Origin of the sequence: Trinickia fusca (assembly GCF_003628145.1) — a bacterium.
Classification (GTDB): domain Bacteria; phylum Pseudomonadota; class Gammaproteobacteria; order Burkholderiales; family Burkholderiaceae; genus Trinickia; species Trinickia fusca.
In genome coordinates this window covers 309,381-323,979 of the sequence record NZ_RBZV01000003.1, presented here as the reverse complement: position 1 = coordinate 323,979, position 14,599 = coordinate 309,381, and the positions used below count along the sequence as shown (strand labels likewise).

The following is a 14,599-nucleotide window of genomic DNA, read 5'->3' as shown; positions in this document are numbered from 1 at the left end:
GCAGGGACTTTGGCCCGCCACCTAGTGGCGGGTTTTTTCTTTTGGGGGAGACCCTGCGCGCGGTCTCACCTCACCTATATGCCGTTCGACCCTGCCATCAATCGGGTCAATAGAGAAAGTCGATGCGGGGCCTTCTTGCGAATGGCAAAACCATCCCCAAATCGGCAAAGCAATTAATTGCTCTACAATCTTTTTCTCTCCTGTTCTCGCGAGTGATCAATGGTTCCGCACCTAGTTACGGCATTAAATGGTCCGCTGCTCGACCTCGAGCGGAAGATCCTCGATGCCACGCCCGCGATCGAACGCTGGTTCCGGCTCGAATGGCAGGAGCACACGCCGCCGTTCTACTGTTCGGTCGACTTGCGCAATGCGGGCTTCAAGCTCGCGCCCGTCGACACGAATCTGTTTCCCGGGGCGTTCAACATCCTGCCCAACGAAGTGCTGCCGCTTGCCGTGCAGGCCGCCATGGCGGCGATCGAAAAGATCTGCCCCGACGCCAAGAATCTGCTCGTGATCCCCGAGCGGCATACGCGCAATGCGTTCTATCTCGAGAACGTCGCGCGCCTGTCGACGATCATGCGCCAGGCGGGCCTGAACGTGCGCTTCGGCACGCTCGACGAAAACATCGCGGGCCCCGTCACGATCGCCCTCGCGGACGGCCAGAAGATCGTGCTCGAGCCGCTCGAGCGCACGCCGCGCCGGCTCGGTCTGAAGAATTTCGACCCGTGCTCGATCCTGCTGAACAACGATCTGTCGGCCGGCATCCCGCCCGTGCTCGAGAATCTGCACGAACAATATCTGCTGCCGCCGCTGCACGCGGGCTGGGCGGTGCGCCGCAAGTCGACGCACTTTGCCTGCTATGACGACATCGCCAAGAAGTTCGCGAAGATGGTCGAGATCGACCCGTGGATGGTCAATCCGTATTTCGCGCACGTCGAGGGCGTCGACTTCGAGGCACGCACCGGCGAAGAGGCGCTGGCCGATGCGATCGATGCCGTCCTCAAGAAGATCGCGCGCAAGTATCGCGAGTACGGCATCAGCGAGAAACCCTATGTCGTCATCAAGTCGGATGCGGGCACGGATGGCCGCGGCGTGATGACCGTCCACGACGCGACCGAAGTGGCCAATCTGACCAAGGGCGAGCGCGCGCTGATGGCGACGACCAAGGGCGGCTTGCAGGTGCACGACGTCATCGTGCAGGAAGGCGTCTACACGTTCGAGCGCATCGGTGAGGAAGTGGCCGAGCCCGTCGTCTACATGATCGATCGCTATGTCGTCGGCGGTTTTTATCGCGTGCACGGCAGCCGCGAGCGAGACCAGAACCTCAATGCGCCCGGCATGCACTTCGTGCCGCTCGGCTTCGAGCATACGGCGCTGCCCGACGCGCACGCGAAGCCCGGCGCGGCGCCGCCGAACCGCTTCTACATGTATGGTGTCGTCGCGCGGCTCGGCTTGCTCGCGGCATCGGTCGAGCTCGAAAAGACCGATCCGGAAGCGATCCAGGTCTGACACCCGCCCTTTGATGAACGAAACGGCCCGCTTCGGGGCAGCAGAGACTTCATGGACATTCTTTTCATCGCCGACCCGCTCTCGCACTTCAAGATCTACAAGGATTCCACCTACGCCATGATGGCCGAGGCGGCGCGGCGCGGGCACACGCTGTACGTCTGCGAGCCCAAGGATCTTGCCTGGGCGGGCGACGTCGATGCGACCGTGCGGCGTGTGACCATCATCGGCGACGAGGCCGATCTCCATCGTCATCCGTGGCACGAAAGCGGTCCGCGCGAGCATCGTTCGCTGACCTCGTTCGGCGCGGTGCTGATGCGCAAGGATCCGCCGTTCGACATGGAGTACGTCACGTCGACCTGGCTGCTCGAGCTCGCGCAACGTGCCGGCGCACGCGTGTTCAACAAGCCGCAGACGATTCGCGACCATTCGGAGAAGCTCGCGATCGGCGAGTTTGCGCAGTTCGTCGCGCCGACCCTCGTGACGCGCGACTCCGCCCGGCTGCGCGCATTCCACGCCGAGCATGGCGACGTGATCCTCAAGCCGCTCGACGGTATGGGGGGCATGGGCGTGTTCCGCGTGACGCGCGACGGCATGAACCTGGGCTCGATCATCGAGATGCTGAGCCACGACGGCGCGCGCTCGGTCATGGCGCAGAAGTTCATCCCCGAGATATCGGCTGGCGACAAGCGCATCCTGCTGATTGGCGGCGTGCCCGTGCCGTATGCGCTCGCGCGCATTCCCCAAGGCGGCGAAGTGCGCGGCAATCTGGCGGCCGGCGGCGTTGGCGTTGCGCAGCCGCTCAGCGCGCGCGATCGCGAGATCGCCGAAACACTCGCGCCTGTGCTGGCCTCGCGCGGGTTGCTGCTGGTCGGCCTCGACGTGATCGGCGACTGGCTCACCGAAGTGAACGTGACGAGCCCCACGTGCTTTCGCGAAATCATGGATCAGACCGGCTTCGACGTCGCGGCCATGTTCGTCGACGCGCTCGAGCGCGCGGCGAGCTGAGCTCAGTGCGAGCCGGACGGCGGCAGTCGCGCGCCGCGCCGGCTGGCCGCTCGCAACACGGGCGTGAAAAACGCGCGAAAATGGCCTGCTACAATTCCGATCTCACAAAAAAGGCTTCGGCGGCGCGCGGCGGCAGTGCTCATCGGCACAGCGGCGTTCACCCGAGCCAGGTGGGGCCAGTACACGGCCCCGGCCGCATCGACCGCGCCCCACGTCGATGCGGCATGCCCACAGGCTATGAGGGGCTTGCCGTGAGCCGGACGCACAGCGGCCGCCCGGTGAACCGGTCCTCGAGCCGCTTATCGTTGCAAGGCTGACATGGCAGGCATTTTGATCATCGCGCATGCGCCACTGGCCACCGCGCTTCGGGAGTGCGTCGCGCATGTCTATGGCGCACTCCCGGCACGCATCGGCGCCATCGACGTGTTGCCCGACAGCGATCCCGTCCAGGTGGTCGCGCTGGCCCATACGGAAATCGACCGCTTGCGCGAAGAGAACGGCGCGCTCGTGCTGACGGACATGTACGGCGCAACGCCGGCGAACATTGCGAGCCGGCTCGCGGCGATACCAGACGTGCGCGTCCTCGCGGGCGTCAATCTGCCGATGCTGATGCGTTCCGTCTGCTATCGGGCGACGCCGCTCGATACGCTCGTCGACAAGGCGCTGGCCGGTGCGAGCAAGGGCATCCATGCGATAGCGCCCGGCGAGTGCGTGCCGCCGGGCATGCCCGTCACGGCGGCGGGGGCGGCTGCGCCAGCCGTCGCGTCACCTGCCGCAGGGTGCGCGAGTTCAAGTCCGAGCGTCGCAAAGCCGTAATACCCTTCTTCCGTCTCTCTTTTTCCTGGCCGATCGGAACATCAGATGCTTCAACAAGAAACGACCATCGTGAACAAACTGGGGCTGCACGCACGTGCGTCGGCCAAGCTCACGCAGCTCGCGGGCAACTACCAGTCGGAAATCTGGATGACCCGCAATAGCCGGCGCATCAACGCGAAGAGCATCATGGGCGTGATGATGCTGGCGGCGGGCATCGGCAGCACGGTCATGATCGAGACCGAGGGGCCCGACGAGCAGGAAGCGATGCAGGCACTGCTGCAGCTGATCGCCGACAAGTTCGGCGAAGGGCAGTAACCCGGCCGACCGGCATCGGCGCTCATGCGCCGGCTTGGAAATCGAAGCCGCGGCATGCCGCGGCTTTTCTTTCCGGGTGTCGCTGAGCCGGGGGCCAGCGGGTTTGATGCCGCCGCGCAGCATGCGTTTGTTGCGCCGCACGCAGCCAGCTGCCACAGACGGAATTTATAATCGTCGCCTAGGGTCACACGCCCATTGCAGCGGTATTGCCCGCGGCATCACACATTCGAGGAGGTGCGCGTGTCGTTCTCGCTGCATGGAATTCCAGTGTCACGCGGCATCGCCATCGGGCGTGCCTATCTGATCGCGCCCGCCGCACTCGATGTTGACCACTACCTCGTCGAGCCGCATCAGATCGAAGGCGAGCTGGAGCGGTTCCGTGCTGCCCTGAAAGCGGTGCAGACGGAGCTCGAACGCCTCAACGAAGATCTGGCCGCCGACGCGCCAAGCGAGGTCGGTGCCTTCATCCATGTCCACACGATGATCCTGAACGACGCGATGCTCGTTCAGGAGACGATGGATCTCGTGCGCACGCGCCGCTACAACGTCGAGTGGGCGCTGACCGAGCAGCTCGAGCGGCTGTCGCGTCACTTCGACGACATCGAGGACGAATACCTGCGCGAGCGCAAGGCCGATATCCAGCAGGTCGTCGAGCGGATTCTGAAGGCGCTGGCCGGCGCGCCGTGTGCGGCCTCACTCGTCGGCGATGCCGCAACCGGGCAGGCGAGCGAAGAGATGATCGTCGTCGCGCACGACATCTCGCCTGCCGACATGCTGCAGTTCAAGACGCAAACGTTCCAAGGGTTCGTCACCGACCTCGGCGGGCGCACGTCGCATACGGCGATCGTCGCGCGCAGCCTCGGCATTCCGGCCGCGGTCGGCGTGCAGCACGCGAGCGCGCTGATTCGCCAGGACGACTTGATCATCGTCGATGGCGACCACGGCATCGTGATCGTCGATCCGGCACCGATCGTCCTCGAGGAATACACGTATCGGCAAAGCGAAAAGCTGCTCGAGCAGAAGAAGCTGCAGCGCTTGAAGTTCTCGCCGACGCAAACGCTGTGCGGCCACAAGATCGCGCTGTGCGCGAACATCGAGCTCCCCGAAGATGCACGTGCGGCGGTCGACGCCGGCGCGGTCGGCGTGGGGCTGTTCCGCACCGAGTTCCTGTTCATGAATCAGAAGGGCGGGCTGCCCGAAGAGGAAGAGCAGTTCGCCGCGTATCGGCAGGCGGTCGAGCTGATGGGTGGTTTGCCCGTGACGATCCGCACGATCGACGTCGGGGCCGACAAGCCGCTCGATGCGATGAGCGGCGACGGCTACGAAACTGCGCCGAACCCGGCGCTCGGCCTGCGCGCGATTCGCTGGAGCTTGTCCGAACCGCAGATGTTCCTGACGCAGCTGCGCGCGATCCTGCGCGCATCGGCCTATGGGCAGGTGCGCATTCTCGTGCCGATGCTGGCGCACGCGCAGGAGATCGACCAGACGCTCGACCTGATCCACGAGGCCAAGCGTCAGCTCGACGAAGCGGGCCTGACGTACGATCCGGGTGTTCGCATCGGCGCGATGATCGAGATTCCGGCGGCGGCCATTGCGTTGCCGCTGTTCCTCAAGCGGCTCGACTTCCTCTCGATCGGCACCAACGACCTGATCCAGTACACGCTGGCCATCGATCGCGCCGACAACTCGGTCGCCCATCTGTACGACCCGCTGCATCCGGCCGTGCTGCATCTGATCGCCTTCACGTTGCGCGAGGCGAAGCGGGTGGGTGTGCCGGTGTCGATTTGCGGCGAGATGGCCGGCGATCCGCAGCTCACGCGGTTGTTGCTCGGCATGGGGCTCACCGAGTTCTCGATGCACCCGAGTCAGCTGCTCGAGGTGAAGCAGGAGATTTTGCGCGCCGACCTGCGCGCGTTAGAGAAGCCGGTGGCCGATGTGCTCGCCGCGTTCGAGCCCGGCGAGCTGCAAGCGGCGCTCAAGCGCGTCGCCGAAGTTTAAGTCACGCGTCTGTCGTAACGGGGCGGGCGGTCAATGATGCTCGCCGCACACGGGGCAGTCGGGCTGCCTCGCGATGGTCATCGTGTTCCACTCCATGCGCAGCGAGTCGAGCATCATCAAGCGACCGGTCAGCGTTTCGCCGATGCCGGCGATGACGCGCAGCGCCTCGGCTGCCTGCATCGCGCCGATGATGCCGACCGTCGGTGCGAAGACGCCCATCGTCGCGCAGGCGACTTCCTCGAACGGCTGGTCCTCGGGAAACACGCACGCGTAGCACGGCGATTCGGGCCGGCGGAAATCGAAGGTGCTGATCTGACCGTCGAAGCGCAGCGCCGCACCCGACACGAGCGGCACGCCATGCGCGACGCACGCACGGTTGATCGCGTGGCGCGTGGCGAAATTGTCGGTGCAGTCGAGCACGACGGTCGCGCCCGGCACGGCTGCATCGAGCCATGCGTCGTCGACGCGGACATCGACCGCTTGCACGACGACGTCGGGATTCAGACGCGCAATCGCCTCGCGCCCCGACTCCACCTTCTTGTGCCCCACCGATGCCGTCACGTGCAGAATCTGCCGCTGCAGGTTCGTCAGGTCGACGGTGTCGGCATCGACGAGCGTGAGCGTGCCCACGCCCGCTGCGGCCAGATAGATCGCGGCCGGCGAGCCAAGGCCGCCAGCACCGACGACGATCGCATGCGCATCGAGAAAGCGCTGCTGCGCCTCGATGCCGAGCTCATCGACGAGGATATGGCGGGAATAGCGAAGGAGTTGATCGTCGTTCATGGCGCGGGAGCCGTGGTGTGGATGCCGGCCCTGGGCGCGCCACGGAGGCGGGGCCTTCGCTGCGCCCCGCGGCCGGCAGGCTGAGCGAAGCGAAGGCGTCTTGATGGGTACGGCTTACTTGCGGGGCGCGGAGGCTGCTGCCGGCGTAACGGCACCCGGCTTCACGGCGATCGGTGCCGAAGCCGAACGCGGCGGCTTGTTCTCGGCGAGCTTGCGTTCGGCGATCGACTTCGATTCCAGCACAGGCTTGCCTTGCAGCTTGTTCAGCGCCTGCTGCAGCATGAAGTCGTCAGCCGAGCCGAATTCGACGGGCTTGCGATCGCGATCCTTCGCGCGCTGCTCGGGCGTCTTCTTGTCGTTCTGCTCTTCGAGCAGTTGCAACTGCTTCAGACGATCCTGCTCGCGCTGCTCCTGTTCCTTCTTCTCGTTCGGATCCTGCGTGTTGGCCAGGTGATTCGTGTAATCGACCTCACGCGTGACGAGCGCGTCGTCGGGATCGCCGTCCGCGAATTGATCGACCGGAAGGTCGGGGCGAATGCCCTTGTTCTGGATCGAGCGGCCGGTCGGCGTGTAGTAGTAGGCCGTCGTGAGCCGCAGCGCCGTGTCGGACGTCAGCGGACGCACCGTCTGCACCGAGCCCTTGCCGAACGTCGTCTTGCCGACGATCAGCGCGCGATGCTGATCCTGCAGCGCGCCGGCCACGATTTCGGAGGCCGATGCCGAATACGCATTCGTGAGCACGACCATCGGCACCGTCTTGAAGACGGCCGGCAGCTCCTTGAGCGGATCGGTGTCGAACGACGGCAGGCGGTAGTTATCGTAGGTGTCGCGATAGACCTGCTTCGAATCGGCGATCTGGCCGTTCGTGGAGACGACGACCGAATCGGGCGGCAGGAACGCGCCGGCCACGCCGACCGCGCTTTGCAGCAGGCCGCCGCCGTTGTTGCGCAGATCGAGCACGAGGCCCTTCAGATTCGGCTGCTCGCGCGCGATGTCCTGCAGCTTTGCGGCCAGATCGGGGACGGTGCGCTCCTGGAAGCTCGTGATGCGCACGTACGCGTAGCCCGGCGTGACGACCTTCGACTTCACGCTCTGCACGCGGATGATCGCGCGCGTGACCGTGATCGGGAACGTGCGGTCGTCGCTCTTGCGGAATACCGTCAGCGTGACCTTCGTGCCCGGTTCGCCGCGCATCTGCTTGACGGCCTGGTCGAGCGTCATGCCGCGCACGGGCTTGTCGTTGATGCGCGTGATGAGGTCGCCGGGACGGATGCCAGCGTGGAACGCCGGCGTGTCCTCGATCGGCGAGATCACCTTGATGAGACCGTCTTCCTGCGAGATCTCGATCCCGAGGCCGGCAAAGCGGCCCTTGGTCTGTTCCTGCAGCTCTTGATAATCGGTCTTGTCGAGATACGACGAGTGCGGATCGAGGCTCGCCACCATGCCCTTGATCGCTTCCGTCAGCAGTTTTTTGTCGTCGACCGGCACGACGTAGTCATGCTTGATCTGGCCGAAGACTTCCGCGAAAAGCCGCAGCTGATCGAGCGGAAGCGGCGCAGTGACGGCTTGCTGCTGCGCGGCAAACGAAAATTGCAGCGTCGCGAAGACGCCGGTGGCGAGGCCAGCGGCGATCAAGCCGATGTTCTTGAGTTTCGTGCGCATAGAGTCTGGTGCGGTCGGAAGGCGGATGGAAGCGCTCGATGGCGAATGACGTTCAAGTATAACTGCTCGACTCGCGGGCTGCGGCTTGCCGCCCGCATCCACGTTCGACAGCGAACGCCCGAGCGCGGTTCGTTGCTGCCGGCGGGCATCGGGCGCCGGCGCGCGCGTGGCAAGCGCGCGCACGCCAGGGCCGCGGACAGGGGCGTCAGCCTGCCTTGCCTTGCTTGGCGACGGCCGCCTGAGCGTTGGCGATCGCCTCGGGGTCGCCCAGATAGTAGTGGCGGATCGGCTTCAGGTTTTCGTCGAGTTCGTAGACGAGCGGCACGCCGTTCGGGATGTTCAGGCCGACGATGTCGGCGTCCGAAATCCCGTCGAGGTACTTGATCAGCGCGCGCAGCGAATTGCCGTGCGCGGCGATCAGCACCTGCTTGCCTGCCTTCATGGCCGGCGCGATCGATTCGTTCCAGATCGGCAGAACACGCGCGACGGTGTCCTTCAGGCATTCGGTCAGCGGCAGCGCTTCGCGCGGCACCTTCGCATAGCGCGGATCGCCGAACGGCGCGCGCGGATCGGTCTCTTCGAGCGCGGGCGGCGGCGTGTCGTAGCTGCGGCGCCAGACCAGCACCTGGTCGTCACCGTACTTGGCGGCCGTCTCGCCCTTGTTCAGGCCCGCGAGCGCGCCGTAATGGCGCTCGTTCAGGCGCCACGAGTGCACGACGGGGATGTACATGAGGTCCATCTGGTCCTGCACGTGCCACAGCGTGCGGATCGCGCGCTTGAGCACCGACGTGTAGGCGATGTCGAACGTGTAGCCGGCCTCCTTTAGCAGCAGCCCGGCCTGCTGGGCTTCACGGGCGCCTTGTTCGGTGAGGTCGACGTCGACCCAGCCGGTAAATCGGTTTTCCTTGTTCCACGTCGATTCGCCGTGGCGGATGAGGACGAGCTTGTACATGAATGAGTATCGGTCGGTAGTGAGGAAGCGCGTGATTGCGAGGCGGCGCGTGCTTTGCACCGGCGTCCGCCAACGTGTCAAAGGGATATTTTATAATGGTCGGATTGCCCTCTTCGTTTTCTTCCTTTTTCGACGGATTGTCCGTGACGTTCTTCACCGATTACACGAACCTAGTGCTCATCGTGGCCCTCCTCATCTCGGGAGGGTTGCTCCTGTGGCCGGCCATCAACGGCCGTGGCCGCGGCGGTCTGTCCGCCGCCGAAGCGACGCAGCTCATCAACCGGCGCAATGCGGTCGTCGTCGACTTGCGCCCCGCGGGCGAATACGCGAGCGGCCACCTGCCGGCGGCCCGCCAAGTCGAGTTCGCGGAGCTTCAAGCGAAAATCGGCCAGATAGCCAAGAATAAGGCTACGCCGGTACTGCTCGTCTGCCAGACGGGATTGCAGTCGAACAAAGCGTCGCGCATCGTCGCGCAAGCGGGCTATACCGAAGTCCACGTGCTGCAGGGCGGCTTGAACGCCTGGCAGCAGGCCGGCATGCCGGTCGTCAAATAAAGGAGTCGCGAGCGTGAGTTCGATCGTCATGTATAGCACGCAGGTCTGCCCGTATTGCATCAGCGCGGAGCGCCTGCTCCGATCCCGCGGTGTCGAGCACATCGAAAAGATCCTCATCGACAAGGAGCCTGCGCGCAAGCAGGAGATGATGGATCGCACCGGCCGCCGTACCGTGCCGCAGGTGTTCATCGGCGAGACGCACGTCGGCGGTTACGACGATCTGGCCAAGCTCGATCGCGAGGGCGGCCTCGTGCCTTTGCTGGCAAGCGTCGCATAACGCGTACGAACATCGTCTGTCACGCGCGCGGCCGTCGCATCGTTCGTGCCCCATTCGCGCGTCATTCGCGCCATTAACCAGCAGCGGTCGGCTCTAAAATGCCGGCCGCGACGAATTTTTCCACCGGAGCCATCATGTCGGACCAGAACAATCAGCCGTTCTTCAACATCCAGCGCGTCTACCTGAAGGACTTGTCGCTCGAGCAGCCGAATTCGCCGGCGATCTTCCTCGAGCAGGAGATGCCGTCGGTTGAAGTCGAAGTCGACGTGAAGGCCGAACGTCTTGCCGAAAACATCTTCGAGATCGTGGTTCGTGGCACGGTCACGGCCAAGGTGACGGAAAAGGTCGCCTTCCTGATCGAAGCGAAACAAGCGGGCATCTTCGACATCCGCAACATTCCGGCCGAGCAGATCGATCCGCTCGTCGGCATCGCGTGCCCGACGATCCTGTTCCCGTATCTGCGCTCGAACATCGCCGACGCGATCACGCGCGCGGGCTTCCCGCCGATCCACCTCGCCGAAATCAATTTCCAGGCGCTCTATGAGCAACGCCTCGCGCAATTGAACGCGGCGCAGCAGGAAGGCGCGCCCGGCAACGGCGCAACGCAACACTAAGCATTGCGAGCGGCGCCGGCTATGAAGGTCGCTGTTCTCGGGGCCGGTGCTTGGGGCACCGCACTCGCGGGCCATTTGGCCGCGCGTCACGATACCGTGCTGTGGGCGCGCGATCCGGCACTCGTTGCCGAGCTCGGCGCCCGCCACGAAAATACCCACTACCTGGAAGGGGTCGCGCTGCCGGCCGCGCTTCGCTATGAAGCCGATCTCGCAACTGCGCTCGCGCATTGCGCCGGTATGGATGCGCTGTGCGTCGTCGCCACGCCGGTGGCCGGCTTGCGCACGCTCTTTCGCGCGATGCGCGATGACGCGCGCTGCGTGCCCGCGCACATCGCGTGGGTCTGCAAAGGGTTCGAAGCCGACACGCAGCAGCTACCGCACCAGGTCGTCGCTGCCGAACTCGCCGGACATGCGAGCAACGGCGTGCTGTCGGGGCCGAGCTTCGCACGTGAGGTCGCGCTCGGCCTGCCTGCTGCCTTGACGATCGCGAGCCGTTCGGCCGACTGCCGCGAACGCACGCTGGCCGCGTTCCATCACGGCGCGATGCGCATCTATACGGGCGACGACGTCGTCGGTGTCGAAGTGGGCGGTGCGGTGAAGAACGTGCTGGCGATTGCCACCGGCATCGCCGACGGGCTTTCGCTCGGCATGAACGCGCGCGCTGCGCTGGTTACGCGTGGTCTCGCCGAGATGGCGCGGCTCGGCGTCGCGCTGGGCGGCCAGCCCGAAACGTTCACGGGCCTCACGGGGCTCGGGGACCTGATTCTGACCGCGACGGGCGATCTATCGCGCAATCGCACGGTGGGCTTGCAGCTTGCGCAAGGGCGCGCGCTCGACGAGATTCTCGCCGCGCTCGGTCACGTCGCAGAAGGCGTGCGTTGCGCGCGCGCTGTGCTGGCGATTGCCGAGGCGCAAGGCGTCGAGATGCCGATCACCGCCGCGGTCTGCGCGGTGTTGTTCGACGGCGTGGCGCCGCGCGATGCCGTCGACGCGCTGCTGCGCCGCGACGCGCGCGCCGAGTAACGCCTTCCTCGTTCACTCTGCCGGTGTCGGGGCTCGCCCGACCGTCTGAATCGTCTGAATTCGCTCTCATGCGGGCGAACGTACTACGCTGTTTGGCAAGGAGCGCGGCTTGGCGCCCGCTCCGCTCCCTATCCGTATGGACGAAGGAGGGCCGACGATGCTCACGGTAAGTGGATGCACGCTCGAGGCGTGTGTGGCCGATATCACCACGTTGGCTGTCGATGCGATCGTCAACGCGGCCAATTCATCATTGCTCGGCGGGGGCGGCGTCGACGGCGCGATTCATCGCGCAGCGGGGCCTGAACTGCTGCGCGAATGCGAAACGCTCGGTGGCTGTCGCACCGGCGATGCCAAACTCACGGCCGGTTATCGTTTGCCTGCCAAGCACGTGATTCACGCAGTCGGGCCGGTATGGCACGGAGGCGCGAGCGGTGAGCCTGAGCTGCTGGCGTCATGCTATCGGCGCGCGCTCGGACTCGCGCACGAAGCGCGCTGCACGAGCATCGCCTTTCCCGCGATCAGTTGTGGCGTCTACCGATTCCCGGCCGATGAGGCCGTTCGTATTGCCGTCGATACCGTCATCGATACGCTGTCGCGCCTGGGCGGGTTCGACCGCGTGGTGTTCGCGTGCTTCGACGAGCCCATGTTCGCGCGCTATCGCGCCGAGCTCGCGCGCCGGCCTTCAGTTCACGTCCCGCCTTCGAAGCCGGCCTGACGCCACGCTTCGAACACGACGACTGCCACCGTATTCGACAGATTGAGACTGCGATTGCCAGGCCGCATCGGCAGGCGCACACGCTGCTCGTTCGGAAAGCGCGCCAGCACCTCGGCCGACAGGCCGCGCGTTTCCGAGCCGAACACGAACCAGTCGCCGGGCAAAAAGCTGTGCTCGTGAAAGCGTCCCGAGCCGCGTGTCGTGAAGGCGAACATGCGGGCGGGGTCGGGTGTTTCGGACGCGATGAACGCGTCCCAGTTGCGATGCACGCGCATCTGCGCGTACTCGTGATAGTCGAGACCCGCGCGACGCATCCTCGCGTCGTCGAGCGGAAAGCCGAGCGGCTCGATCAGATGCAGATGCGCGCCGGTATTGGCGCACAGCCTGATGACGTTGCCGGTGTTCGGCGGAATTTCGGGTTCGACGAGAACGACGTTGAACATAGTAGAGGATACGGAATCAGTCTTTCGGAGTACGTAGCGCCACGAACACGGTGACGGCGCGTGCCCCGGCCGTCTTCAGTGCGTGCGCTGCTGCTTGGAGCGTCGCGCCCGAGGTCATCACGTCGTCGACGAGCGCAACGTGCATGCCGCGCACGCGCCGGGTGACCTGGAAGGCCGCTGCCACATTGTGCTGCCGTGCCTCCCGGTCGAGCCGCGATTGCGGTGCCGTCTCGGTCGTGCGCCGCATCAGCATCACGTCGGCCGGGATCGCAAGCGCGCGTGCAAGCGGCTTGGCGATCTCCCAGGCCTGGTTGAAGCCGCGCTCGGCGAGGCGCTTGCCGGCGAGCGGTACCGGCGCGACGACATCGGGCCAGTCCGTGTGCTCGAGGTGATCAAGGGCCAATCGGGCAAGCCTTTGACCGAACTCCCGCGCGACGGCCAGCCGTGCGTGAAACTTCAGACCCAGTGCGAGCCGCTCGAGCGGGGCACGATAGTCGGCAAGCGCGAGCACCCTGTCGAACGACGGTGGCGTGCTCGCGCACACGCCGCAGCGATAGCGCGTCACGCCGCGTCCGCGCGAACGCGAGGCCGACAGCGGCAGCGCGCACGACGTACAGCGCAGGCGGGGCTCGTTCCAGTATGTCGAGTCGCACGCGTGGCAAATCGGCCATTGCGACATATTGACGCATGACATGCCGCACAGCGCGCACTGCCGGGGCAGCGCGAGGGCCGTCAGGCGTGCCACGAGTTGCACGGCACGCGCTCGGCCGACCCGAGCGTTCGCGAGGAGCCCGATGCGCTCACGCACCACGGGCGCAAACGGGCGGCGTGCGTGAGTCATGCGCGTGTTCCTCGCTGGACGGATCGGAGCGAGCGAGTATACTTCGGGCTCTTCGCCAGTTCGACCACCATGCCCCCAACTCCCGCAAAATCAAGCCGTCCGGCCTACAACTCACGGCTTTTGCGGCAGATTTTCGATCGCCGCGCAGCCAAGTTCGGTGAGGTGGCCTTCCTGCCGCGCGAGATCGCGCAGCGGATGCGGGAGCGGCTCGACTATATCAAGGTGAAGCCGGCGCGCGTGCTCGACGTGGGCTGCGGCAGCGGCGAGGATCTGCCGGCGCTGCGCGAACGATTTCCCGAGGCGCCGGTATTCGGCGCCGATCTGTCGCATGCGATGCTGAGGCACGCGCTGCCGCGTGCGAGCAGCGACACGAGCTGGCGGCGTCTGCTGCCGGCAACGCTCGGGCGTGCGCTCGGCGCGCATGGCCCGCGCATCGCGCAAGCCGATTTCTCCGCGCTGCCGTTTGCGGCCGATGCCTTCGAATTGCTCTGGTCCAATCTCGCGCTGCACTGGCATCCGCGGCCCGACCTCGTGTTGCCCGAATGGCAGCGCGTGTTGAAAGTCGGCGGCTTGCTGATGTTCAGCACGCTCGGCCCCGACACGCTGAGCGAGCTGCGCGGCGCCTATGCCGAGGTGGAAGCGGCGCACGGCCTGGCGACCCGGCCGCACGTGATCGACTTCGTCGATATGCATGATCTCGGCGACATGCTCGTCGAGAGCGGCTTCGAGATCCCCGTGATGGATCAGGAGAAAATCACCATCACGTACACGTCGCCCGAGTCGCTGCTGGCCGATGTGCGTCGTTGGGGAGCGTACCCGTTCGTCCGCGATGCGGCCGGCGCCGGCGCAATGGGCGCGACGCCCGGCTCGTCCACTGCCCGACGCCTGCACCAGGCACTGCTGGCGGCGCTCGAAGCGCGCCGGCGCGCGGACGGCACGCTCGCGCTGACGTTCGAGGTGATTTACGGCCACGCATGGAAGGCGGTGCCACGTATGACGGCCGAAGGCCACGGCATCGTGCGCGTAGAGGACATCGTAAGGAAGCGGCCACCCCGTTAGCCGGCGTGCGATCTGCGGGCAAGCGGACGGGGA

At 65.6% G+C, this 14,599-nt stretch carries 16 protein-coding genes; 11 read left to right on the top strand and 5 right to left on the bottom strand.

All coding sequences use genetic code 11. The features are described from left to right. Positions 1–219 precede the first annotated feature (219 nt). From gshA to ptsP, 5 genes are all read left to right on the top strand, one after another. Positions 220–1,509, top strand: a complete 1,290-nt coding sequence (gene gshA, locus D7S89_RS10750) for a glutamate--cysteine ligase (protein ID WP_121277642.1) — start codon at positions 220–222, stop codon at positions 1,507–1,509. A 51-nt stretch (positions 1,510–1,560) separates the two neighbouring features. Continuing rightward, a complete protein-coding gene (gshB, locus tag D7S89_RS10745; protein WP_121277641.1) occupies positions 1,561–2,514 on the top strand; it encodes a glutathione synthase in 954 nt (317 codons plus the stop codon). A gap of 318 nt (positions 2,515–2,832) precedes the next feature. Continuing rightward, complete coding sequence (locus tag D7S89_RS10740) at positions 2,833–3,330, top strand: PTS sugar transporter subunit IIA (RefSeq protein WP_121277640.1); 498 nt, start codon at positions 2,833–2,835, stop codon at positions 3,328–3,330. Positions 3,331–3,375: 45 nt separating this feature from the next. After that, positions 3,376–3,645: an HPr family phosphocarrier protein gene (locus D7S89_RS10735; protein ID WP_121277639.1), complete on the top strand. Its 270-nt coding sequence runs from the start codon at positions 3,376–3,378 to the stop codon at positions 3,643–3,645. Positions 3,646–3,885: 240 nt separating this feature from the next. Further along, positions 3,886–5,643, top strand: coding sequence for a phosphoenolpyruvate--protein phosphotransferase (gene ptsP, locus D7S89_RS10730; protein ID WP_121277923.1), 1,758 nt, complete (start codon positions 3,886–3,888; stop codon positions 5,641–5,643). Between the two features lie 30 nt (positions 5,644–5,673). On the opposite strand, the gene D7S89_RS10725 is transcribed toward ptsP, so the two are convergent. The 3 genes from D7S89_RS10725 to gpmA form a co-directional block, all read right to left on the bottom strand. Continuing rightward, on the bottom strand, positions 5,674–6,426 hold the full coding sequence (locus tag D7S89_RS10725; protein WP_121277638.1) for a HesA/MoeB/ThiF family protein: 753 nt from the start codon (positions 6,424–6,426) through the stop codon (positions 5,674–5,676). A 114-nt stretch (positions 6,427–6,540) separates the two neighbouring features. Further along, on the bottom strand, positions 6,541–8,088 hold the full coding sequence (locus D7S89_RS10720) for a S41 family peptidase (protein WP_121277637.1): 1,548 nt from the start codon (positions 8,086–8,088) through the stop codon (positions 6,541–6,543). Positions 8,089–8,293: 205 nt separating this feature from the next. Beyond that, complete coding sequence (gene gpmA / locus D7S89_RS10715; protein ID WP_121277922.1) at positions 8,294–9,040, bottom strand: 2,3-diphosphoglycerate-dependent phosphoglycerate mutase; 747 nt, start codon at positions 9,038–9,040, stop codon at positions 8,294–8,296. 143 nt (positions 9,041–9,183) lie between these two features. On the opposite strand from gpmA, the gene D7S89_RS10710 reads away from it, so the two are divergent. The 5 genes from D7S89_RS10710 (at position 9,184) to D7S89_RS10690 (ending at position 12,223) form a co-directional block, all read left to right on the top strand. Continuing rightward, positions 9,184–9,594 (top strand): rhodanese-like domain-containing protein, encoded by a 411-nt coding sequence (locus tag D7S89_RS10710; protein WP_121277921.1) that lies wholly within the window; start codon positions 9,184–9,186, stop codon positions 9,592–9,594. Between the two features lie 13 nt (positions 9,595–9,607). After that, positions 9,608–9,871, top strand: a complete 264-nt coding sequence (gene grxC / locus D7S89_RS10705; RefSeq protein ID WP_121277636.1) for a glutaredoxin 3 — start codon at positions 9,608–9,610, stop codon at positions 9,869–9,871. 134 nt (positions 9,872–10,005) lie between these two features. Further along, positions 10,006–10,485, top strand: coding sequence for a protein-export chaperone SecB (gene secB / locus D7S89_RS10700; RefSeq protein WP_121277920.1), 480 nt, complete (start codon positions 10,006–10,008; stop codon positions 10,483–10,485). Positions 10,486–10,506: 21 nt separating this feature from the next. Then, positions 10,507–11,508 carry an NAD(P)H-dependent glycerol-3-phosphate dehydrogenase gene (locus D7S89_RS10695; RefSeq protein ID WP_121277635.1) on the top strand — a complete coding sequence of 334 codons (1,002 nt, stop codon included), beginning with the start codon at positions 10,507–10,509 and terminating at the stop codon, positions 11,506–11,508. A 157-nt stretch (positions 11,509–11,665) separates the two neighbouring features. Next, the gene (locus D7S89_RS10690; RefSeq protein ID WP_121277919.1) at positions 11,666–12,223 is read left to right on the top strand and encodes an O-acetyl-ADP-ribose deacetylase; all 558 of its coding nucleotides are present in this window, start codon (positions 11,666–11,668) and stop codon (positions 12,221–12,223) included. On the opposite strand, the gene trmL is transcribed toward D7S89_RS10690, so the two are convergent. Together trmL and D7S89_RS10680 are read right to left on the bottom strand one after the other, a co-directional pair. Further along, the gene (trmL, locus tag D7S89_RS10685) at positions 12,196–12,666 is read right to left on the bottom strand and encodes a tRNA (uridine(34)/cytosine(34)/5-carboxymethylaminomethyluridine(34)-2'-O)-methyltransferase TrmL (protein ID WP_121277634.1); all 471 of its coding nucleotides are present in this window, start codon (positions 12,664–12,666) and stop codon (positions 12,196–12,198) included. The genes D7S89_RS10690 and trmL overlap by 28 nt on opposite strands. A gap of 16 nt (positions 12,667–12,682) precedes the next feature. Continuing rightward, positions 12,683–13,507 (bottom strand): ComF family protein, encoded by an 825-nt coding sequence (locus D7S89_RS10680; protein ID WP_121277633.1) that lies wholly within the window; start codon positions 13,505–13,507, stop codon positions 12,683–12,685. A gap of 69 nt (positions 13,508–13,576) precedes the next feature. Here D7S89_RS10680 and D7S89_RS10675 point away from each other — a divergent pair, with 69 nt between their 5' ends. Continuing rightward, entirely contained in the window at positions 13,577–14,566 is a 990-nt protein-coding gene (locus D7S89_RS10675; protein ID WP_121277632.1) for a methyltransferase domain-containing protein, read from the top strand. Positions 14,567–14,599 lie beyond the last annotated feature (33 nt).